27 protein-coding genes are annotated in these 20,758 nt (G+C 38.7%); 2 read left to right on the forward strand and 25 right to left on the reverse strand.

The window, feature by feature from the left end; translation table 11 throughout:
* Window positions 1–101: 101 nt before the first annotated feature.
* From EW142_RS14225 to EW142_RS14265, 9 genes are all read right to left on the reverse strand, one after another.
* The gene (locus EW142_RS14225) at window positions 102–590 is read right to left on the reverse strand and encodes a GDYXXLXY domain-containing protein (RefSeq protein WP_130614957.1); all 489 of its coding nucleotides are present in this window, start codon (window positions 588–590) and stop codon (window positions 102–104) included.
* Window positions 577–1,653: a DUF4401 domain-containing protein gene (locus tag EW142_RS14230; RefSeq protein WP_130614959.1), complete on the reverse strand. Its 1,077-nt coding sequence runs from the start codon at window positions 1,651–1,653 to the stop codon at window positions 577–579. The genes EW142_RS14225 and EW142_RS14230 overlap by 14 nt, the downstream gene beginning before the upstream one ends.
* A complete protein-coding gene (locus EW142_RS14235; protein WP_240740222.1) occupies window positions 1,641–2,618 on the reverse strand; it encodes a DUF2157 domain-containing protein in 978 nt (325 codons plus the stop codon). The genes EW142_RS14230 and EW142_RS14235 overlap by 13 nt, the downstream gene beginning before the upstream one ends.
* A 23-nt stretch (window positions 2,619–2,641) precedes the next feature.
* Window positions 2,642–2,935 carry an antibiotic biosynthesis monooxygenase family protein gene (locus EW142_RS14240; RefSeq protein ID WP_130614961.1) on the reverse strand — a complete coding sequence of 98 codons (294 nt, stop codon included), beginning with the start codon at window positions 2,933–2,935 and terminating at the stop codon, window positions 2,642–2,644.
* A gap of 22 nt (window positions 2,936–2,957) precedes the next feature.
* The gene (locus EW142_RS14245; protein ID WP_130614963.1) at window positions 2,958–3,653 is read right to left on the reverse strand and encodes a hypothetical protein; all 696 of its coding nucleotides are present in this window, start codon (window positions 3,651–3,653) and stop codon (window positions 2,958–2,960) included.
* On the reverse strand, window positions 3,650–4,069 hold the full coding sequence (locus tag EW142_RS14250; protein WP_130614965.1) for a MarR family winged helix-turn-helix transcriptional regulator: 420 nt from the start codon (window positions 4,067–4,069) through the stop codon (window positions 3,650–3,652). Before EW142_RS14250 ends, EW142_RS14245 begins: the two co-directional genes overlap by 4 nt.
* Window positions 4,070–4,194: 125 nt before the next feature.
* Window positions 4,195–4,830, reverse strand: coding sequence for a transglutaminase-like domain-containing protein (locus EW142_RS14255; RefSeq protein ID WP_130614967.1), 636 nt, complete (start codon window positions 4,828–4,830; stop codon window positions 4,195–4,197).
* Window positions 4,831–5,793 (reverse strand): hypothetical protein, encoded by a 963-nt coding sequence (locus EW142_RS14260; RefSeq protein WP_205783286.1) that lies wholly within the window; start codon window positions 5,791–5,793, stop codon window positions 4,831–4,833.
* 232 nt (window positions 5,794–6,025) lie between these two features.
* A complete protein-coding gene (locus EW142_RS14265) occupies window positions 6,026–7,099 on the reverse strand; it encodes an AraC family transcriptional regulator (protein WP_130614971.1) in 1,074 nt (357 codons plus the stop codon).
* Between the two features lie 17 nt (window positions 7,100–7,116).
* Here EW142_RS14265 and EW142_RS14270 point away from each other — a divergent pair, with 17 nt between their 5' ends.
* The gene (locus EW142_RS14270; protein WP_130614973.1) at window positions 7,117–7,509 is read left to right on the forward strand and encodes a VOC family protein; all 393 of its coding nucleotides are present in this window, start codon (window positions 7,117–7,119) and stop codon (window positions 7,507–7,509) included.
* A 26-nt stretch (window positions 7,510–7,535) separates the two neighbouring features.
* Window positions 7,536–7,832 carry a putative quinol monooxygenase gene (locus EW142_RS14275; protein WP_130614974.1) on the forward strand — a complete coding sequence of 99 codons (297 nt, stop codon included), beginning with the start codon at window positions 7,536–7,538 and terminating at the stop codon, window positions 7,830–7,832.
* A gap of 89 nt (window positions 7,833–7,921) precedes the next feature.
* On the opposite strand, the gene EW142_RS14280 is transcribed toward EW142_RS14275, so the two are convergent.
* From EW142_RS14280 to EW142_RS14360, 16 genes are all read right to left on the reverse strand, one after another.
* Entirely contained in the window at window positions 7,922–8,629 is a 708-nt protein-coding gene (locus tag EW142_RS14280) for a DUF1349 domain-containing protein (RefSeq protein WP_165395286.1), read from the reverse strand.
* Between the two features lie 55 nt (window positions 8,630–8,684).
* Window positions 8,685–9,560, reverse strand: coding sequence for a glycoside hydrolase family 16 protein (locus EW142_RS14285; RefSeq protein ID WP_130614978.1), 876 nt, complete (start codon window positions 9,558–9,560; stop codon window positions 8,685–8,687).
* A 38-nt stretch (window positions 9,561–9,598) separates the two neighbouring features.
* Window positions 9,599–10,099, reverse strand: coding sequence for a GNAT family N-acetyltransferase (locus tag EW142_RS14290; protein WP_205783287.1), 501 nt, complete (start codon window positions 10,097–10,099; stop codon window positions 9,599–9,601).
* Window positions 10,096–10,803 (reverse strand): DUF4386 domain-containing protein, encoded by a 708-nt coding sequence (locus EW142_RS14295; RefSeq protein ID WP_130614980.1) that lies wholly within the window; start codon window positions 10,801–10,803, stop codon window positions 10,096–10,098. Before EW142_RS14295 ends, EW142_RS14290 begins: the two co-directional genes overlap by 4 nt.
* On the reverse strand, window positions 10,800–11,354 hold the full coding sequence (locus tag EW142_RS14300; protein WP_130614982.1) for a dihydrofolate reductase family protein: 555 nt from the start codon (window positions 11,352–11,354) through the stop codon (window positions 10,800–10,802). Before EW142_RS14300 ends, EW142_RS14295 begins: the two co-directional genes overlap by 4 nt.
* The gene (locus tag EW142_RS14305; RefSeq protein WP_130614984.1) at window positions 11,344–11,703 is read right to left on the reverse strand and encodes a nuclear transport factor 2 family protein; all 360 of its coding nucleotides are present in this window, start codon (window positions 11,701–11,703) and stop codon (window positions 11,344–11,346) included. Before EW142_RS14305 ends, EW142_RS14300 begins: the two co-directional genes overlap by 11 nt.
* Before the next feature lie 122 nt (window positions 11,704–11,825).
* Window positions 11,826–13,544 (reverse strand): serine hydrolase domain-containing protein, encoded by a 1,719-nt coding sequence (locus tag EW142_RS14310; RefSeq protein WP_130614986.1) that lies wholly within the window; start codon window positions 13,542–13,544, stop codon window positions 11,826–11,828.
* A gap of 65 nt (window positions 13,545–13,609) precedes the next feature.
* Complete coding sequence (locus EW142_RS14315) at window positions 13,610–14,422, reverse strand: helix-turn-helix domain-containing protein (RefSeq protein ID WP_130614988.1); 813 nt, start codon at window positions 14,420–14,422, stop codon at window positions 13,610–13,612.
* 166 nt (window positions 14,423–14,588) lie between these two features.
* Window positions 14,589–15,041 (reverse strand): DoxX family protein, encoded by a 453-nt coding sequence (locus tag EW142_RS14320; RefSeq protein ID WP_130614989.1) that lies wholly within the window; start codon window positions 15,039–15,041, stop codon window positions 14,589–14,591.
* Window positions 15,042–15,104: 63 nt separating this feature from the next.
* Entirely contained in the window at window positions 15,105–15,671 is a 567-nt protein-coding gene (locus EW142_RS14325) for a Crp/Fnr family transcriptional regulator (RefSeq protein WP_130614991.1), read from the reverse strand.
* Window positions 15,672–16,508: 837 nt separating this feature from the next.
* Window positions 16,509–16,865: a nuclear transport factor 2 family protein gene (locus EW142_RS14335; protein ID WP_130614995.1), complete on the reverse strand. Its 357-nt coding sequence runs from the start codon at window positions 16,863–16,865 to the stop codon at window positions 16,509–16,511.
* Between the two features lie 108 nt (window positions 16,866–16,973).
* A complete protein-coding gene (locus tag EW142_RS14340) occupies window positions 16,974–17,345 on the reverse strand; it encodes a nuclear transport factor 2 family protein (RefSeq protein WP_130614997.1) in 372 nt (123 codons plus the stop codon).
* A 93-nt stretch (window positions 17,346–17,438) separates the two neighbouring features.
* Window positions 17,439–18,332, reverse strand: coding sequence for a TolB family protein (locus EW142_RS14345; RefSeq protein ID WP_130614999.1), 894 nt, complete (start codon window positions 18,330–18,332; stop codon window positions 17,439–17,441).
* A gap of 185 nt (window positions 18,333–18,517) precedes the next feature.
* Entirely contained in the window at window positions 18,518–18,916 is a 399-nt protein-coding gene (locus EW142_RS14350) for a nuclear transport factor 2 family protein (RefSeq protein ID WP_130615001.1), read from the reverse strand.
* Window positions 18,917–19,019: 103 nt separating this feature from the next.
* Window positions 19,020–19,886 (reverse strand): helix-turn-helix domain-containing protein, encoded by an 867-nt coding sequence (locus EW142_RS14355; protein WP_130615003.1) that lies wholly within the window; start codon window positions 19,884–19,886, stop codon window positions 19,020–19,022.
* A gap of 220 nt (window positions 19,887–20,106) precedes the next feature.
* Window positions 20,107–20,640 (reverse strand): DUF5946 family protein, encoded by a 534-nt coding sequence (locus EW142_RS14360; protein ID WP_130615005.1) that lies wholly within the window; start codon window positions 20,638–20,640, stop codon window positions 20,107–20,109.
* Window positions 20,641–20,758: the final 118 nt, after the last annotated feature.

A 20,758-nucleotide genomic window follows, 5' to 3' on the forward strand; every position in this document is an offset into this window, starting at 1 on the left:
TCTTGGTGATAACCTAAAAAAAGAGCACCCCAATTTTAATTGGGGTGTTTTTTTATGGGGTAATAAGTGCCAGTGAATATCAAGATTTCAAAAACTTTGACTTATTCTATCTTGTTACGGTTTTCATCATACAAGCCTATCAATAGGCTATTACCTTGATCATCGACTTTGATGCCGCCGTACGCTGCGGCCTCATACTTTTCTCCTTCTCCTTCCTGAAAGAAAAAAGATTCCGCCCCAATATTGATTCCCATCCATTTTTGCGAAGTGTATTCAATAATATACTCTTGATTATTAACAGGTTCCCTTTCTTTTTGAAGTCGAATTCGCTGAGCGACACCATTTTCATCTAGCTTGACCACACAAAAGCCTCTTCTGGCTATGCTATCGGTATCAATATTTTCTGAAATGGCATACCGTAGTCGCATGTAGTCTCCCTGCAGCAATGATCTTGGGTCAACTGGGGCCAATTCGAGCAAAATTAGGCTTCCATCAGATAGTAACTCTTCCTTTTTTAGGGTTGAGTTGGTGAAAAAAGCCAACAAAACCAGAAGATTCAGAAGTATGATTATCCACCTATACCTTTTCATCGGCTTTCATTTTACGGTTAAGAAATAGATAGAGTAGCCCGAACAGAATTCCAGAGGAAAACAAGATGATCGACTTGGTCAATAGGGTGAAACTTAAATCGTAATAGTACTGACCAACAAAATATATCAATGCAATGATTCCGATGATCATGCCCGTCTTATAGTTCACCAAAAAACAGAGAAGCAAAATCATAAGTGCCCCTAAAATTGATGGGGCGAACAACGTGGATATCAGAAGCAATCCAACCAAGGAATAGATAATCACCTTGGTTTTAGAAGTCTCAATTTTATGGATGCCCGATATGATATGGGTCAAATAGGCCAAAATCAAAATCAGAACAATCGATGACAACCAAATATAGTCTTGCGAAACCGGTAATAAATCCTTTTTTCCTATGGCGATCAATCCAAAAAGAATAGACATGATCAAACCGATGCGTAAGGGATTGTACAATTTGGCCAATTTTTTATAGGATGCAATTATTCTGGCTTCGTTGAGCAAAAGGGAAGTAAGCACAATAGCGTTGGCAGCAACATAAAAGTGCACCAAATTATAGGCATCGTTGGAAATGATAAGGGTAAGTAAACTGCCATTAAAAATCAGCACTGAAATAAACAATAAAATATAATTCCTTGTTATTGAAAGGACCACAAGGGCAAGAAGTCCCGTCAATAGGGTAACCGTGTTTTCTTCGATATCCCATTGAAATAATCCCATAATGAACAATACAAACCCTATTATATAGAGTGAGATGCTGAAGGTGTCGATGATCAGCTTATCAAAAGCTTTGCTCAGAGCGATGGATGAAACTATGAACCCGAGCCCAAACAAAAAAAGGCCAATAGGTGAGTTGTAAAGCCCCGTAATGGTTAAAAACCCGAGGAAGGCCAGCATGGCCAAGAAGCCCCCAAAGATGGAAAGTATTTTAATGGCCAAACTGGATGTGTTGGCACCCTGTTTTTCATAAACCTCACGGATTTTACCCTCATCATAAGCAAAAGTATCACCTTCGGAAGAACGAATTTGTTCCAATAGCTTTGATATGTGCGCTAGCTTGTCCATTTCTTTTGAAAATCAATGAGTTTTTTAATGACCAAGGTTACGCTGGCAATTACAAATAGACCAATAAAGAAAAACATGCCTGCACTATCCGATAATTTTATAAAGTACGCCGAAAGGCAGATGATAATGCTAAACGGAATAATGGAAAGGTAAAATCCACTTTTTTTGCGCAAGCCATATAGTATTCCTAGGGCGTATAACAGGAAAGCCAATAAAATTAAAACAAGAAACGAGGGTTCGGCATCATCAAATATTCCGATGACCACTCCAATGGTACCAAAGCTAGCGGAGGCCAACCCGAGCAGGTTCAAAAACCATTTAGGAGCATTTAGCTGTGAAAAGATTTTTTTCGCAGCCAAAAAACCTATCAAAAACAGTGAATTCATCCCAAAAAGTAGCGTAAACAGAAATACTTCAGACCAACTGTGGGCTACTTGCTCTGCATACAAGATAAGGGTGGTATTGACCAGTGTGATGAAAATGAGCCACAACGGCGCAAAATTAGAAATCAGTACCCAAAGGGTTATAAACAGGGTCCAGCTTAGGAAAAAATCGTAGGCATTGGCTCCTGTTTGATAGACTTGCCCAAAAACGGCAAAAAGGACCCCTACCAAAATGGAAGCTCCGGTCAGTAGTATATTCTTGATTTGCAAACTATGCTTGGAGAAGAGGACTACGGCGGTAATAAGAATGATAAGCCCTTCAATCAATCCAATTTTAACGAACTTATGCAGTTCGGCCCAGTTGTAGGCAAAAAAGAAAATGATTCCAGCTGCAGTAAAACCGACTCCTAAGCTAATGAAAAGGAGTCTCAGAAATTTCTGCCAGGATGCTTTGCTGTTATAGACATGGTCTTTTAGCATTGTTTCAATGCCTTTTTCAGACCAACTACTGTATCGGCCTATAATATGAATGTCTTCACGCTTTATATCGGACATGTCGCTAAATCCCTGTAACCTTGCCATGGATTGGCAGGTTGGCTAGGAAGTTAGTCAATGTTTTCGTAATGGCAAACCGAACAGCTTTCGATGTATTTTTCCATTCCTTCAGGGATATGGGCCTGATTCCAATTTTCGCCGGCAAAGTCAATGAGGTCGGCTACACTTTTCCATTTGGAAATCATTACAAAATCATTGGGATTCCATTTCGTGGGCCTTCCAATTTCCAAACCAATCAATCCGTTGAACGATTTGACCAAAGGCGTGGATATTTCCTTGAATTTCTGCTCAAATTCTGCATGCAGTTCTTGGGGGACTGTTGTTGTAAATATTCGAAGAATCATATCAATCCATTTAATGATTAAGTTAAGAGCTTTTGTTTTGAGACAACTTTTGTCTTAGCTGAATTATGGAAACCACGTGAACAAAAACAGCGGAGGGCATCAAAAAAGCGGCGACCAAAATGTAGGGATATGTAAAGAAGTCAACTGGAAAAACCTCGATACTACCGTACATTTCGGGGAAGTAAATCGTGGTTTGAAAAAGGAAAATAATAAAAGCTATTACTGCTAGGCCTAGATAATTCCAGATTAGGCCAAGCTTTAGATTTCCCCTCCATACTTGCCATCCTATCAATAGGGCAGTTGCAGCATAAACCATATCATAATTGTAGCCATGGAGTGTTACATTGGAATGAAGAATCCCTTGATAGACTGAAAACACAAATAGGGTTTCAATACCAATCCTAAAGATCTGGTAGAAGATCAGCCAATGTGGCGGGATATGATTCAGCCAATTGGCGCCCTTGATTTTTGAAACGGACCATCCAATGAAAATAAAGGCAGGGAGTATGGTTAAAAGCACAAAGCGCGGCGGGAAATCCAGCGTTGCTATAAACCCTGTGAGGGATAAGCCAAAAATATAGAGGTGCCATCCCAAGAGGATGACCACCCACTTTTTAAACAATTTTGAATCATCTTGACGCATTGCCTTGAAAGCAAAGGCCATTAGGATTACTGTCATCAATAAGCTTAATGCAATATAACCGAGTTTTAATGTCATGATCGTTGTATTTTTTGGGTCAATAAATCGACGGCAAGTACACCGTCTTGGTTTAATAGTTCTTCAGTTTCTTTAAGTGCCTTTTCCCATTCAGGAATAATAGCGTTCACGAGTTCAATGCCGGCATCGGTCATTTGTACGAATGGAAAATCCACTTTGGAAATCAATCCTCGGGCAACCAACCGATTCAGATTCCGGTTCAAAGACGATTTTTCCAAATGCAGGCCCCGGCATATATCTTTTTGGGGAAGTTTCCCCTTTTTGGTGAGCACAAAGAGGATGGTTAGCTGACTATCAGTGATTTGAAATGGTGAGAGATACTTTCTATAGATGTTTGCAATGACTCTATTGACTTGCCTCACCTTGTTGGAAATACAAAGCGACGGATTAAAGTGCTTATGCTCAATGGAATTCATGTTTCAAAATTACTCCAAAAAGTTGTATTTACAACTTTTTGGATGTCAAATTGAAAACTTCTCGAAACTGTGGTCATTAATTTGAAGGGGCAGGGAGCGAATTGATTTTTCAGAAAGGGATTTGCTTATAGCTTGAACTCCGTAATATTTTCATCCGTATCGAAAATATGGGGATAGTGCTCTTTGATGTTCCTTTTCATAAAGTCCAAAGGCACGTCCGTGAAATGCCCATAGTCGTCGGTGTATTCCATAAACAGGCTTCCCTCACTATTGTACTGCTGTAAAAAAGAATTGTTCTCACCATCAAATTCCAAAGGCTCAACTTTGAACTTCTCACACAAAGATTTATTGAAAGCAGGTGACATTTTGAGCCATTTGTTGTTGAGGTGCACATTGACCATGCCGTGGGGAGTCAATTCGTTTGAGCCAAACTTTTCAATTAACCTTTCCGCGGCGATATGATTTTTCACCTTCCCCAAATGAAGTCTAGCCGGAATTCCCAAAGCACGAAGGCAAGCAATCAATACTATCGATTTCTCAACGCAGTTTCCCGAAGGGTTTTTGGCAATTGCACTTGCACGAAAATTTTCCTTCGAGAGGCTGATACTATAAGGATCGTATTTCCAATGGTCTCGAACTTTGGTGTACATTCCCATTGCTATTTCCTTTTTCGATAGCGAGTCATCCTTAAATTCCGCAATCAACTCCTGAATAGCATCACTTTCGAAGTCAAAAAAATATGAAGATTCCAGATATTCCATTCAGATATTTTCTTTTTTATATGTAGGGGTCAATTCATTGATTTCAAAATGTTTGAAAACCCTAAGTGCTCTCAGTGTATTCCACCTACTGGGTTTGCCGGTTTTTTCCATGGTAAAATGCACTTGGCCTGGATGGGCGGCCTGCACGTTCCAGGTTCCATCTTTGTTCCTTTTTTTTTGAAGGATATGTATTGCCGGAAGCACTCTACCGTCCCATGCGCACTTAGCATTGTGAAAATAATCCATTGCGCGAAGAATATCGAATTTCCATCGGCTTGGATACCGCAATTTCAAGAATTCTTTTTTGATGATTTCTCCGGTTCGGTCGGAAAGGAAAAGTTGGTGTAAAAGGATAAATTCCTCAGCGGTTTTCTTGGCTTCAATAAGGTCCTTGCGTCGATATGTATGGCCGCATTTTAGAAACCCATCCAGACCTTCAAGAACCGAGATGGTCGAATGCAGGGAACTATGGGTAGCCCCACTTCGCGTAGTCCTGCAATTAAATCCACCATCAGGCATCTTTTCGTTTAAAATAGCATCCAATACAGGCTTCAAACGTTGTTCATTTGTCTTAAAGTAGGAGGCGTAGTTCAAGAACATACCATTGACGCAAACATCACTTAAGTGTTCTGTGGAAGGTCCCAATCGGATACCGCCGTCTTGGGCTTTACACGTATCCAATATCAACTCGATGGACTCCTTAACTTTTGGGTTTTCTGGAGACAAATTCAAGTTTCGAAGATCAAGAAGCGTATAATGTGTTGATGTCCATTTAGGTTGATAAAACCGGTCTCCCCAATGCCCCTTGGGATTTCGTTTATCCAAAAATTGTTTTCCCCAACCTTCGAGGGCAATCCTTTGCTGTAAATCCTTTCGTTCTTCTCCTAGCAAATCTCGCCATACTTGATATTGTATGGATACATCGCCTTTAAGCAACCAGTTTATGATGTGTTGGGGATTCATTGAACAAAAAGAATCTAGTGTCATGAAATTAACAAATTCTTACGTTCTCAAAAACAGCCATTGAATCAGAGCTACCAATGATTGTAATAAGTAGCTCATTTTCTAAATGCACTAAGTACTAAGGAAGGCGGAGCGCCTAACATTACAGCTCCCGGAACAATTAGAGTACCCAATAGAAAGCCAGCTGGTCGCCTGCAAGTTGGAAATGCAGTTAACACGAAATTAAAATACGTCACATTTTGTAGGGCAATGATTTGGCATATCTTACTGGAGTTTCACCGGTCATCAGCTTGAAAAACCTTATAAATGCACTGCTTTCCGAAAAACCGAGGAGGTAACTTATTTCGTCAATGGAACTTTGCTTTTCTTCAAGATAGGTTTTGGCCAATCGTAGTTGTAACTCATATTCTACCTCCTTAAAGGAGGTGTCCAGCAATTTCAATTTTCGTTGTAGGGTTCTTTTGGATACGTTTAGGTTTTGGGATGCCTTTTCTATGGGGATACGCTCTGGTTTGTGCCTTAGAATGCATTTTTTCAATTCAAAAATCACCTTATGCTCTCCTTTTAGACTTTTCATTTCATCTTTTACTTTTTCCTTAAGGTCTTCAAGCAACCCTGGTATTTCATTTTTTTTATGCTTGTTAAAAATTTGCCTTTCGAAGAAAATCTGGGTTTTGGATTGATTAAAATGTAATCTGCAATTGAAGAGCCGGTAGTATTCGTTTAAACTCTTGGGTTTGGAATTTTCAAAATGAATCTTGATGGGACGGTAATTTCTGTTGGTATAGGTGACAAGAGACTTTAAACATGAGTATAGGGTAAGATCTAAAATTTGTTTTTTGGCATAGCTTTGTTGTACTTTCCAATTGGGATTCTCTTCGAAAATTACCGAGTAATAATCTCCGGTTTTTTGTAGGGTGCAATGCAATGCATCACTGATAAGTTTGGAATATTCCACGGCATTCTCAAAGGAATCTTTCAAGGTTTCACTGTACTGCATTATATTATCCACCTGCGTCGTTGCCTTTAAGGAAATCTGCTCTCCTATATGCAGTCCAAGGTTCTCGTCATTCAGCATTTGCCCAATCTGGTTTAAGTATTGGACCATGGTTTGATAGCTGATGTACTGATTTTCTTGGAACACCTTGGCGTCTCTTTTGAATTCAACCACATCTGCACCTTTCCGCTCAGCATATTCAACTAAGTCAGATAAAATTATTGACGAAAAATACATCCTATAAATATGGCGCAAAATGTCAATTTTATCAAATTGGACTCCAATAAATTTGCCAGAAACATCATTCATTACTTAAGACTACGATTATGACAAATCAACAATTTCCTAAAGGTATTTTACCAGTACTGCCTGTGGCAAGTATTGACAAAACGGCGGACTATTATGTCGACACATTGACTTTCAAGGAAAATTTTCGTCAGAAATCGCCAGAAGGGGTATCCATTAATGCACAACTGACTTTTGAAGAATCTACTCTGATGTTGAATCTAAATGCGGAACAGGCCCCACAAGAAGGAGGTGGCGTGTACTTTTGGATTAGACTCTACGAAACCGATATTGAAGTGTACTATAAGAATTTGGTAGCCGCTGGAGTCAATGTGGTAGACGAACTTAAGGACCAATTTTGGGGAGACCGCTCTTTTGTAATCAAAGACTGTAACAATTACTTCATTGCCTTCAATCAAGTCATTCAAAAGTAGGACAATTAATCACTAAAAAATAGACCATGATTTTTGTAAGAGCAGATTACAAAATAAGAGATTCTAAAGATCTTGAATTTGTCAAGATTATTATACGTGAATTCATGGCGGAAATCAGGGCTAATGAACCAAACACCATTATGTACAGATCCTTCCATGAGAAAGAAGATCCTTGTCGGTTCTCCCATTTGGTAGGATTTACCGATGAGAAAGCCGAGTTGGTGCACAAGCAGACGGATTATAACAAAACATTTACCTCTAAGCTATATCCATTGTGCGCAGACATGCCCAACTTTATCAATTTTCAAGAGGTAACTTTATGATGCAATGAAACCTATGATAGTTCCTTTGAAGATGTCTGTTTCTGCTTTTTCCTAAAGATTTTGGATTCAAGGGGATGTGTCAGTAGTTTTCATTCCCCTTTTCTCAAATCCTTGACGGTCGTTTTTGTGATATCAAAAAAATCAATTTCATGGGTTGCAGATTCACCAACCGGACTTTGAACTTCTATTCCAATTTTAATGGAATCAGCCTGAGGCAAAGTGCTTAATCGAGCCATTTTGAAGTTTTTTCCGTCTATCGACCAAAGCATTGAATAGATATTGCCTTTTCGAATTAGTTTTAGCCAGACTTCGTCCTGATTATGAAGGATCACCCCGTTGGCATCATCTGAAACATTTTTTGTGACGACGGTAACGATACTCTTACCGGTTGCATCTGAATTCTCAAAGGCAAATTTTATCCAGTTATTGTTATCTATATGAACCATAAGGGCAATGGCATTCCATAATGAGGAAAAGTCGGGTCGTACTAAAGCTTTTGTAACAAAATCACCTTGGACTTCTTGAAATAGAAATGGCGCCGATGAGGTTATGGAATTGTCTTCCGGATTATTAAAAAAGTCTGTTCCTTTTCCAGCTACGACTTTCAAAGTTCCATTTACTATTTCGAAGGATTTTGGCGTATTCATCCATTTAAAGGTGGCCAAATTTTCAGGCTTGAAGTTGGGTTCCATAAGCTGTTTCATTTCAGAAGTTTCTGCAGGGGCCTTATAATCTTTGGTATTGCAACTGAAGATAGTGAAGACTAGGATTGGAACTATTCTTTTGGAAACATTCATTTGCATCTTCTTTATTTATTAGTCACATAGGAGGATGCCCTGTTACTTTGGGAATCTATTGAAATATTCGGATGTAATCCACAACCATCGCACTTTCCATAAAGTTAGGGTCAATATCGGGTTGAATGGCGATGTTCAATATCAAGTAGTAATCTGAATTATAAGGCCATGTTTTGGAATCCTTAACCTCGGGGCTATATTGATAGTGTTCGACTCCATCAACGCTGAAAGCTAGCTTTTCTTTGGTCCATTCCAAGGTATAAATGTGAAATTCGTCCGAGGCATTTTCTATGGTTTGACCGCCAAGGTTCTCGACATAATCCCCATAACTTGAGCCGTTATGTACTGCGCTCGACACATAATCTTGGTTTTTCCCCCAATGTTCCAAAATGTCAATTTCACCACAATGGGGCCATTTGGTGGTTCCAAAACCCTTATTTTCCCAGTAAGCACCGTCCTCATCTATGTTTGTGTTTAGCATCCATATCGCTGGCCAAGTGCCGATACCTTTTGGCAATTTGGCCCTAATTTCAATCCGACCATAGGTGAAGGCAAATTTAGAATTTAATCGGGCAGAGGTATATTCTTTGGTCTTACCTTGGTCCCTAAATTTTTCCTTCTTGGCAACGAGGTTTAGATGTCCATTCTCCACATAGGTGTTTTCCGTTCTGTCCGTATAGTGCTGGATCAACCCGCCCCACCAACTGCCCCCTGGAGGAAGTTGGGTTTGAAGAAACCATTTCTCAGAATCAATGGCTCCGGTGCCGCTAAATTCATCGGACCATACCAAGGTATTGAATGGCGAATTTTGAATACTAGTTGGACTGTTGGCTGAATTTTCATTAGGAGTAAATGACCCAGTGAAAACTGCGCATGAGATCAAAAGCACAAATAGGGGAATGGTGAAGTAGGGCAGATGTTGTTTTGTCATTTTTAAAGCTTGATTTTTTGTTTTTTGTCACTTTGCGGTCAAACCGCGTTATTGGGATTATCCAGTTTATATTTAATGAATTGCTCGTTGCCAATCTGCACTTCTTTTTCCTTTTTAAAGCCAAGCCGCAATAATCCTTTTATTCGGGTTCTGGTAGGGGGAAACAATACCTGAATCGAATGTACACCTAGTTCATTAAAGGCCCTACGGATGATTTCCTTATATAAGACTTTGCCCATGCCCCAATATTCTGGATGTAATACCAATGCCAGGTCTGCTTCGCCATCTTCAGGTTGTATGCCACCCCAACCAGCAAACTGATCATCGATTACAAAAGCCCACGGGCCATAGCCATGTTCTTTCCAAAGCCGTTCTTTAGAGGCTACAAAGTTATCACAATCCTTTTCGTCAAAATCCCCTTTTAATAAGGGCATTTGTCTTCGCACCAAAGGGTTGTTCATCAAATCAATGATACTTGATTTGTCAATTTCCCCAAGACTCTTAAACTCAATATTCATTGGAACATTCTCCTTATTCACTTTTGGATATTTTTTCCTTTGACCAATAACCATATGCCTAAAGCAACTTCTGACAACATGGGCAATATAAAAATCCAATTAAGGATTTCAATAGCACTTTGATATTCTGGCACCAGTAATCTGGACGTGTGGATTATGAAATAGCCCATACCACCAATAACCAAAAAAATAGAGATCAGCTTGGGCACATAGTTCGATTTTAAACAAAGGTAACCGAGTGCCAAAATATGCAGGGCAAAAATGATCAAACCTATCGACCAAGACGTATCAAATCTGGTCAAAAATATCCAAGTTTGCGATACCAAGTGTGGTTCACCAAAGATGATTTGTTGATAATCAGTGTTAAACAGTTCAAGAATATAGCTAAAGTTTAAAATTGAGGTTCCCAAAATAGCGGTGTAAACAATTCTCAACCATGCTGAAACCAACGAAATGCCTTCACTGATCGGTTTGAAAAAAAGGTAAAGCCCCCAAGCGGCAACAATGTCACTTACAAGCACCACAATCCAACTCAGAACCCCTATTCTGAATAGCATTTGGTTGTTTTTTATATTTTCAAACGTGGCTGTTGGATCTTCTGAAATGGTGAGTTTGCCGATGCTTACATCTGTGGCAACCACGGCAGCTATGGTCATGGAAACAATAGCAATACCTGCGATGACCGCAGCTTGACCGACAGATATTTTAACAAGGCTAGTTTTCATTCCTTTACTATCTCATATACCAGTTCGACCATTCCGTCCTTAAAGGCGATAACATCCTTTAAATGTAAGGTGTTCTCTTTTTCAATATGGTCAAAGAAAAGGGTCCCGCTTCCCAGAAGCGTTGGTATGATGGTGATGTTAATTTCATCGGCCAGTCCCAATTGGAGGAATTTTTTTGTGAGCATGGTTCCCCCTACCATCCAAATATTGGTAAAGTTAGGCTTTAACTGCTCAGTAACTATTTCCGTCAGGTCGCCAGATAGGAAATGTACACTCTTCCTTTCTGATTCAAGGTTCCGGTGGGTCAAGACGAAAACGGGAACCTCGCCATAGGGCCAACCCAGTTCAACGGCATGTTCGTAGGTACGGGAACCCATAACATAACAATCGATGGAAGCCAAAAAATCGGCAATGTACTCTTTAGTGAGCTCAACGCCTTTCTCATAGGTATCTTTGGAATGCATCCAAGAAACGCTTCCGTTCTCTTTGGCGACAAAACCATCAAGACTTGAAACCATGTGAATGGTTATCCTTGGGTTTTTAGGTTTCATAGTCCTCAATTTTCCGATCCTCCTGAATTTCGCCGATATGATAGTACGATACTATATCTCCGATGAGATTATCCTTCCTATAATACCACTCACTTACATCCAATTTAAAATCTTCGCCTTGTTGGGCCGTGTAGCGAACACAGGCCTTATCCTCTTCATACATTTCATCATGGATCTTAAACGTATAGCCCAAGAATTTGTCCTTGTTTGCCTCAACCAAAGCAATGTAGGCTTGTTTGCCTTCTATGGTCCCAAAGGGACTAGTATGCGTAAAATTGTCAGCGATGGGCAAATTGTGGAAATCGCCTTGGTTCCATTTCGCAAACCATTGTTTTACCAATTTTTGCATATCGATTTTGTTTTCGTCAGGGGAAAGGAATTGATTCAGCTTTAGCCTAAAGATAGTGGATCGTAAAATTTTCCAATGGTAAATCTGTCCGCGGCGAAATTAGCACGGTATAAATCGAATTTTTAATTGAGCAGTGCAGGAAGTAGAAACTCTTCTAAAATATCTCGGCTCTGATTGCCTTTGCCGTTTCTAAAATTACCTGAGGTAATGACCACTACGGATTCAAGTGCGGGAAGTATAAAAATGAACTGTCCACCAGCTCCTCGGGCCTCTATGGACTCAATTTCTCTTCCGTTGATGGTATACGTATCATGCCACCATAGATAACCATATTGATTTTTATCTCGTACGTCTTGCAATTGTACGTGCTTTTCAAACGATTCTTCAACCCAAGATTTTGAGAGAATTTGTTTTCCATTCCACTGGCCTTTGTTTAAGTAGAGTTGCCCGAATTTGAGCAAATCTCTAGGAGTCAAAAGCATACCGCCGCCGAAGTAGGGGGTAACTTTTGAATCATCGGTTTGATTGATATAATTGGTTATTCCCAAAGGAGCGAAAAGTTTTTCGTCCATGTAGGTTTCCAAGGGAGTATCTAGCCGCTCATTGAGACAAATACCCAACAGAAAAGGGTTGGCAGAGCCATAATCGGCATAAGCGCCCGGCTTTTGAACCATGGGAGCCTCCAAAACGGTTTTGAGCCAGCTATTGGGATTCTCCGGATCTTGGTAATAGTCCTCGTAAGCTAGATTATTTACATCCAATCCAGAGCTCATGGTAAGCAAATCCTTGATTCTTATTTTTGATTTTAACGAGTCTTTGGTGTATTGGTATTCCTGAGGTACATAGTCATATAAAAGCTCATCAACACCCTTTATGAATTGATCCTCAATGCCGATACCGATCATGGCCGAGGAGATACTTTTTGAGGCAGATCTTAGATCATGTGGTATATGGGCATTAAAACCATCAAAATAGGTTTCAAACACCAAATTGTTTTCTTTGGCAATGAGCACACTGTGGGTGTTCACCAATTTTTTAGCGCGAACGCCATCAATCAATCTGAGCAGCTGGCTTTTATTGATACCATATTCACTGATATGGGCTGTGGACCAGCCATCGTTTAATTGTGCAGGGGTATCGGTATTTTGAGCTTGTTCCACTGGTGCCGAGGTGTATTCCCAACCATCATCAGAAGGCCTCAAACTTGTTTTTGTAATTAGGACATCGGTCAAAAAAATCTCGAGCTCAATCGTACTTTCCAATAGCTCAGCACGAAAATTAAATCCCGTATTGTCGTCTCTAAATAGTAGGGTATCTGCTTGCTTTTTAAAGTCCCCGGTATAGGTTCCTCTAAATCTTTGGTCTCCAAAAAAGGGATAAGCCAGATAATTGCCCTCTTCCGTATGTTCCATGTAAAGCATAATGTCGTCTGACTGCAAACCATTATCTAACATAAAGGGGTTCCAGGCCCCCACAAATTTGTTATCACCTACATGAGGTATGCTTACATGGTAAAGTAACTTTCCGCTTTTAATAAATCCTGTAAGCGCTTGGCTGTCATCGCCATACTTTAAATCAAAAAACAATTGTTCATCTACATCGGACAGCAGACCCTTTTCGCGGGAGGAGACCAAATCTTCATCGATGAGAATTTTGTCATTCGCAATGGTGAGATGATATGTGTTGTTTTCCAATTTCTCTAGGGTCACCTTAAAATTGAAGCTGCTTTTATCAGGCAAGAAGCCAATCCACTCACCTTGATAATCTTGCTTGTTATTTTGAGCACAACTTATCAATGCACTTACAGTCAGAAACACTAAGATGGCTAGGGATTTACGCATTGTTTGAAAGATTTGAGTTGTAAAGGTAGCGTGTCACAAGGCTTAGAAATTGTATAAAATTAACATCAGAATTTTTTGATGATCATTTTTCGATATTGGCTTGGGGACATCTTAAAATGGGATTTGAAGACACGGTTGAAATGACTTTGGTCCGAAAACCCAACTTGGTAGCTAATCTCCGTCAAATTCAAAGAGGAATTTAGCAGAAGCGGAAGCGCCTTTTTTAGTTTCTGTTGCCTTATGTATCCGCCAAGGCTCATGGAAAGGTATTTGGGCGCGGCTCTCGAAATGTGTACGGGATGTACATTGAGTTGGCGGGATAAATAGTCGAGGCTCAAAGTCGCCGTATCGTAATGCAGCAATTCTTTTAGGTCATCTACCCAGCTAGGATGCTTAAGCGCGTTGGTTTGTTTTATCTCGCTCAACGCCTCGCAGATTTGAAGTAATAATACCTCAACCGAGACTTCGCTCAACGTGTCCGAAAGCGCAAATTCACTATAAAGATGTGCGAAAAGCAGGTGTAATTGCGGATTTTGAATCAGTTGGCTGCCCTCCCATACCTGTAAAGAGATTCCGTTTTTTTTAAGCCAGTCTTTCTCAAATTCCAAATGAAATCCGCCGGCATAATCAGAATGCTTTGAGCCATAGTGTGGCTCTTGCCAATTGTTAAACATAAGACTCCCAGAGGGGCAGAGTGTTTTGACCCGTGTATTGCAGTCTTTCATATCACCCTGCAAAACATACATGAAGTATGGATTTTCATGGTAATGCCAATCCGTTTTATCTCCAGAATAGTCGTACTGCGACAACAAAATCCCGTTAAATGAACGTTCCGAATTTCGGTTTCCGTAATACTCTCCTCGAGATAAGATTTTCATAGATGGAAGTGCTTGCAGTTAACGGTGTTGTGTACGATTAGATGCGGGAATTGACGCGAGTCATTTTCCGTAGTAACCGAAAGATAATTGATAAGATTGAATTTCCGACAGGAAATTCAGCCGCTATGAATAATACACCTTGTTAGCCACTGACTTTTCCTTGAGATTACATTCGGATTGAACAGATATAAGTCCAAACTATAAAAAGGATTTGTAAAGGAATTCTAAACCACAAATACGCGAGACCATTTCCGTCGAATGTTCCTTTTTGATAATTTACATTGTTTATTGAAGCATAAATATTGGCTGGTAGCATTAGCAGAAGAAAAATAATCAGTGCCCACCCAGATAGATATTTAAATCTGGGAATTAGAAGCCCTATTGCCATTAAGATTTCAAATACTCCTGTTAGGTAGACAAAACTTTCTTTGAAAGGAACAAATTTAGGTACCATCATTGACATTCCTTTTGTAAATACGAAATGTCCAATAGCCGTAAATACCAGCATTGTTGACATGGCAATTCTGGCGGACAAAGCAAAATCATATTCTTTTTTGATGATTTTAATTACAAAAATGGAGATAGTAAAACTTAATAATAGTACAATTAGCGGTTTCATGTTTTTCTGAATTATAGAAGTGTAAAGGTCAGAAAACACCGAAGTAAAAACAATGAACCCAGGTTAAGTAATGCGCCTTCGTATCCTGCTTAATGCTTGTGGAGTTACACCAATGTATGATGCAATATATTTTAATGGAATTTGTTGCAACAATTTTGGCCGGTCAGAGAATAAGTCCAAATATCGTTCTTCAGCCGTTTTACTCAATAAGGAAAGTTCTCTCTTTGATTTTATTAAAAACATATTTTCAGCCATTTTTCGTCCGATACTATTTCCACTGCTTGTTCTTTCATAGACTTCTTCTAGGTCTTTGTGCGAAATTTTCCATAAAATGGTATCTGTCAACGTTTCAATTTGGTATTCAGAAGGGGTTTGTGTTAAAAATGAATCATACCCAGTGACAAATTCATTTTCGAACAAAAAACCAAAAGTTAGATCGACTTCTTCCAAGGGAACATAAAGTCTGACGATTCCTTTTGTTATAAAAGACAAATGGTTCTCAACCTCTCCAAATTTCAATAGAATAGAATGTTTTTTGAGCTCTACTTCTTGCAATTTTGAGGAGAAAAACTGCCAATCAGAATCGGTCATTGGAGAGATATTTTCAATAAACTTTCTGATTTCGTTCATTTACGGATTTTTTAGCTTGTGGCTAACGGTCTCGGCTATAAGTAGATGCGTGGTTTAGCACTCAACTTTGCAAGCCTGCCGGCAGGCAGGTACATGCCAGGTTGGAAATTCCTGCGGAATTTCCAAAGTAGGCGAGGACGGTCCCATTAGTTATAGCCATTGTTGGCGTTTCGTTGTTTTTATTTCATTACTCAGTCCGATGTTGTCGCAGTCTGTCCGCATAATAGTTTCCAACCATCATGTCGTTTGATTAGAAGTCCAGTTTCAACAAGCTTTAGCTTAAAGACTTGTCCTGATGTGTCTGTCATTGTCGAACGCAATCTACCTGTGTACGCCGCAAGTTCTTTAGTTAAAACGGTGATTCGTAGTGAGTCCCACTGGTTGTCAATGGATTGATACAATGGTGCACTATGATTGAGTATCGTAGCTACGGAATCATAAGAAATGGATGATGAGTATCCGGGAGGAGTCCAGAAAAAATCCTTGGAATTATCAAGGTATTTGAATTCAGCCGTAAGTCCTAATTCTCGAATGTCGTTATAATAATCGGTCAGCGTTTGTCGGACGTTGTCACTAACTTCAATTTTCTCATCAGATGTAATTGTCTTGGGCTGCTCACAGGACAATACTGTTAGTAGGCAGGAAATTGTCAGTATATTAATAAGGTGTCTCAAATCATTTTCTTTAATGCATGCCAACGGTCCCGGCTATGATTCCGTTGTGGGTAATTCCACAGGAATTTGTCCACTCATGAATCACCCCATTAAAAGTAATAACTTTATAAGAGTAGGGGGAGTAGCAATTGATTATACCCATTGTTGTGCGTTCGTTTTTTCATTAAGTAGGAATTGGCAGATTATGCATTTTCAAGAATGATAGTTTGTCCCAATATCCACGTTGAAACTTAATTTTTTCATCGACTACTTTAAAAAATCCACATCCTCTTAACCCTAAGGGGTCTTTCCATTCCAAAATAGCCCATTCTCCGTCCTCAAATATATTTTCAGGAATGCAAGTCATATTTGCTGTATTAAATTCAGTTGCAAACATTTCTCCAATGGCTTTTTTTCCTTCTATCGGCTCATTGGCTACTTGATGGTTAATCGCGTCCAAATGATATAACTCAGTTATTTTTTCTGCATTTCCTTCATTGAATATTTCAACCCACTTTTCTATTAGCTCTCTTGGTTTCATCTTTTTCAGTCTGTTTTTTATATGACTCACAACAATCCCGGTTATGAGTTTATCACGCCTGGCCCTTATGAATTATAGCCGTTGTTGCTTGCAGTTTTTATTTACAATTTAATTTGATTTCCTTCCCAAATGTTCAGTCAATAATTTCCAGCTGCAATCCTCTTTTATTAAAACAGAAGTTCCAATTCCATTTCCAGAAACAGATTTCCCATTTACGACTCCTGTCCAATAAAAGTCAAATAAATAAACTGCAAAATTTTCTTCTCTGCTCAGCCATCTTACATTATCAATTAAATACTTTTCATTTTTAATTTTGCTAAAATTATTTTCATAAGCAATTTGCACTTTGTTTTTTCCACAATGGACAGTACCATCTGAAAATATGACGCTTATGGATTCGGAAATTAGAGGTTCAATATTTTTCCAATTTTGTGTTGCCAATGCAATTTCATAGGCTTTTATAAATTCTTCTGGTATCATTTTGCTCAAATTGCAGGTAACGTTCCGGCTATGAAGCGTAGGAACGGTTTGTTTGGTTAGGCCTATACTTTATAGCCATTGTTGTGCGACGCTTTAATAGGGTATATTTATTATTTTAGAACTGACCCATTTTAACTTTCCATTATTTGAATAAAAAATAAATTTTCCATCTTCAGAGAGTGACGGTGCAAAATCTTGCCGTGTAATGTTAATTTGATCTCCTAAACTTTGAGGTTCTGTCCAATTATTCTTTTGATTCCTAGTACTATAATAAAGACTACTGTTACCATTTTCGTTAATTGAGAAAATTATAAAACTTTCATCTGGTGAAATGTAAGGGTCAAATTCATATTTTTCTGTACTTAATGGTCGTCCAACATTCTTTGGTTCCGAAAATTCATTGTTATCCAATACTTTGGTAGTATAGATATCAAAAGAACCTTCTCCACCCGATCTATCTGAAGAGAAGAAAGCATTTCCTTTATCTGAAATTGAGAAGAAATACTCGTCAAATTCGTCCGAATTAATAGGCTCAGGAAGTGGTTTGGGATTTGCCCATACACCATTTTCATCATTGGCATACCAGATATTCCAATCTAGACTTTTATCATTTGGTTGGGTTGGTCTGTCCGAAATAAAATATATTCTATTTCCTTCTCTGGTCAAAAAAGGGTCTGCATCACTATAGTTTGGGTGAGAGAATGAAGCAATTTTTGGCATGCTCCATTTATCATTGCGCATTTTTGAGAAGTATATATTTTCCTTCGAATCAATAGTAGTAAAATATATCTCGTCACATTTTTTAATTTCCATATTAAATTTAAAGCTTCCATTTAAATCCAATAGTACAGGATTAAAATCTTGTGGAATGGAATTTGGCTCTGTTAAACCAAAATAATCACAACCGTTTTCTTGAGCAGCCATTTTGTGGTTAGCTAGAATAAGTATGCAAGCAAAAAATATTTTTTTCAAAATAGATTGTACCATAATTCACTGAGATATTAATTCATTTCTTTTCAGGATGGGAAATGTTGCACAACGGTCTCGTTTAAACGCAGTAGCGGATTTTAAGCCATTGCATTTCCGTTAGAAATATGCTTAAAGTTAAACAAAAACGGTTCAAGCTTGGACCTGAACCGCCTATTGCGTTTATACATTGTTGTGTGCTGTTTTTATTTGAATATCGGCGCCATATCCATATACAGCCTAACCGATTTGACCTTTCCATTGTAGTTCAAGTCAGTAAATGCAACTGCTTTTACTGTAGCATCTCTTCCATCGTGCCGCTTGTAATGGTTTAAGGCCTCGAGCACATAATTCTTGTCTGTGCCATAAATATTGGTTAAATCGTGTTCGATACTCACAAAACTTTGCCAATACTCACCAAGTCCTTTTAAGATGGTTTCCTTTCCAATGCCAAACTGCTCGTTGTTAAACCACATTTCCACATCATCGGCAAGAAATTTACCATAAGTTTCTATGTCTTTTTCGTCCATAGCTTTCAGATACGACAAATAATTTCTGTAAACGTCTGCTGAAAGTTGATTTACATTTAGATTTTGAATTTTCATAATTGCTGTCTTTTTAATTATTAATCATTACAGCACAAATATTGAAATACTCAAAAGGCAAGTGTTAGTGAGAAAATCGGTTAGTATGGTACTTTTTACGGATTTAAGGGTTTGAGCGGTAATCCGAGGGGGTAAGGCCAGTTTTTTTCTTAAAAAACTTGGTGAAATAGGACTGGTCTTCAAAACCTAACCAATACATTATTTCTTTTATTTCCATTGCCGTTTGTTTGAGTAAGCTCTGACTTTCAATCAATATCAGTTCTTCAATAGATTGTTTGACTGTTTTGCCAACAGTTTCTTTGAGGACTTCGGATAGATGTTTTGAGCTCATGTTCATATTGTCGGCATAGAAACCGACACTCTTTTGAGTTCGATAATTCTTGGTCAAAAGGTCATTAAATTCACGAGTGATTTGTTCATTCCTCGAGAACGAATTCTCGCTTGAATTCTCTAAGTAGATTGAATTGATGAACTCAAGAATAGAATACAGGATACCTGCGGCAATATTTTGGTCAGCTTTGAATTTTTCTAATGTTTCGAACAACTTATTCAAGTTGGAATATCCCTCATCTGTCAACTCGACAACGTGATTTGCCCCAACCTTAAAAAAATCGTAGTCCAAAAGAAAATTATCATAGAAAGGCTTTTTGAAAAGTGATTCTTTAAAAAATACGGTTTTATTGCTCATATCCCAGTTATTGGATATCCAATTCCTCACAATTCCAGGCCCCACTATGGTAAGTGATTTTTTCTTTAGATCGTATGTATTAATACCTATTTGAAGTTTGCATTCGCTTTCGTGCAATAAGCCGAAAACATAAAAATGACTTCTGTAGGGATAATTTATTCCCTCGCTTTTTCCGAAATCTTTTTCAGTTGCGATGTACAACGGAATTTGTGGTTCGCTTTTGATTAGTATCTCGCGAAGATATTGTTGGTATTCAAATTCTCTTGGAACATTCTTTATCATTCGTAAAGTAGTTGTTCTAATGACACACAACGGTCTCGGCTATGATTTCGTTGTGACGATGTCTGCGAAGCAGCGGGCGAGTTGGCGCGCAGGCAAGGCAGGATTATTCCGCCGAAATTCAGCCGTTTGATTTATACTTTTATTTTGGTGTGGCACAAAACCACAACCTGCCTGCCTGCCGGCAGGTGAATTATAGCCATTATTGGCAACTGGCTTTTCTTTATTTTCTATTTAAAAATCCTTTCGCAATATCATCTACAGTATGGTGGTGGGCATTCCATTTTTCATAAACCTCCAAAGCCCATTTTCTTATCAATTCTTTGCATTCGGTATCATCAATTGACTTTTCTTGAATATCGGTTGTTGTAATGGTTCCCCTTTTTAGTATTTCTGGTGGGGTCAGGTTTTCATTCTGTTTATGAACTTTATACTTATTCAGATAATCACTAAGTTTTGGTGAAAGTTCATAAGTCCATTTAATACCGTATTCAAAAATCAAATGAAGTCTTGACAAGTGAAAGTGATTATTCCACCTACCATGAATTTCTGGGTGTTGTAATGTGTGTGCATCAACAATCAGAAATCTAAATATGTGATTTTCAATATTTGAAAAGTCAATTTCTTGAAAGCCAAGATTAAAAATCTCTAAGCATTCGTGAATTCCTCTTTCTGTCTTTGCTCCACAAAATTGACATTGCCCACTATCTAAAAGTGTAACACCATTCTTTTCTGCTAAATCAACATAATCTTGCATTGTCTTTTTGGCTTGTTGCCAACGGTTTGTGTATGATTAGTTGCGGAAAAGGGCGTAAGTCATTTTCCGCTGTTGGCCAAGATAATTAATGCGTGTGAATTTCCGATGAGGAAATTCC

Origin of the sequence: Flagellimonas allohymeniacidonis (assembly GCF_004296335.1) — a bacterium.
GTDB classification, from domain to species: Bacteria; Bacteroidota; Bacteroidia; order Flavobacteriales; family Flavobacteriaceae; genus Flagellimonas; species Flagellimonas allohymeniacidonis.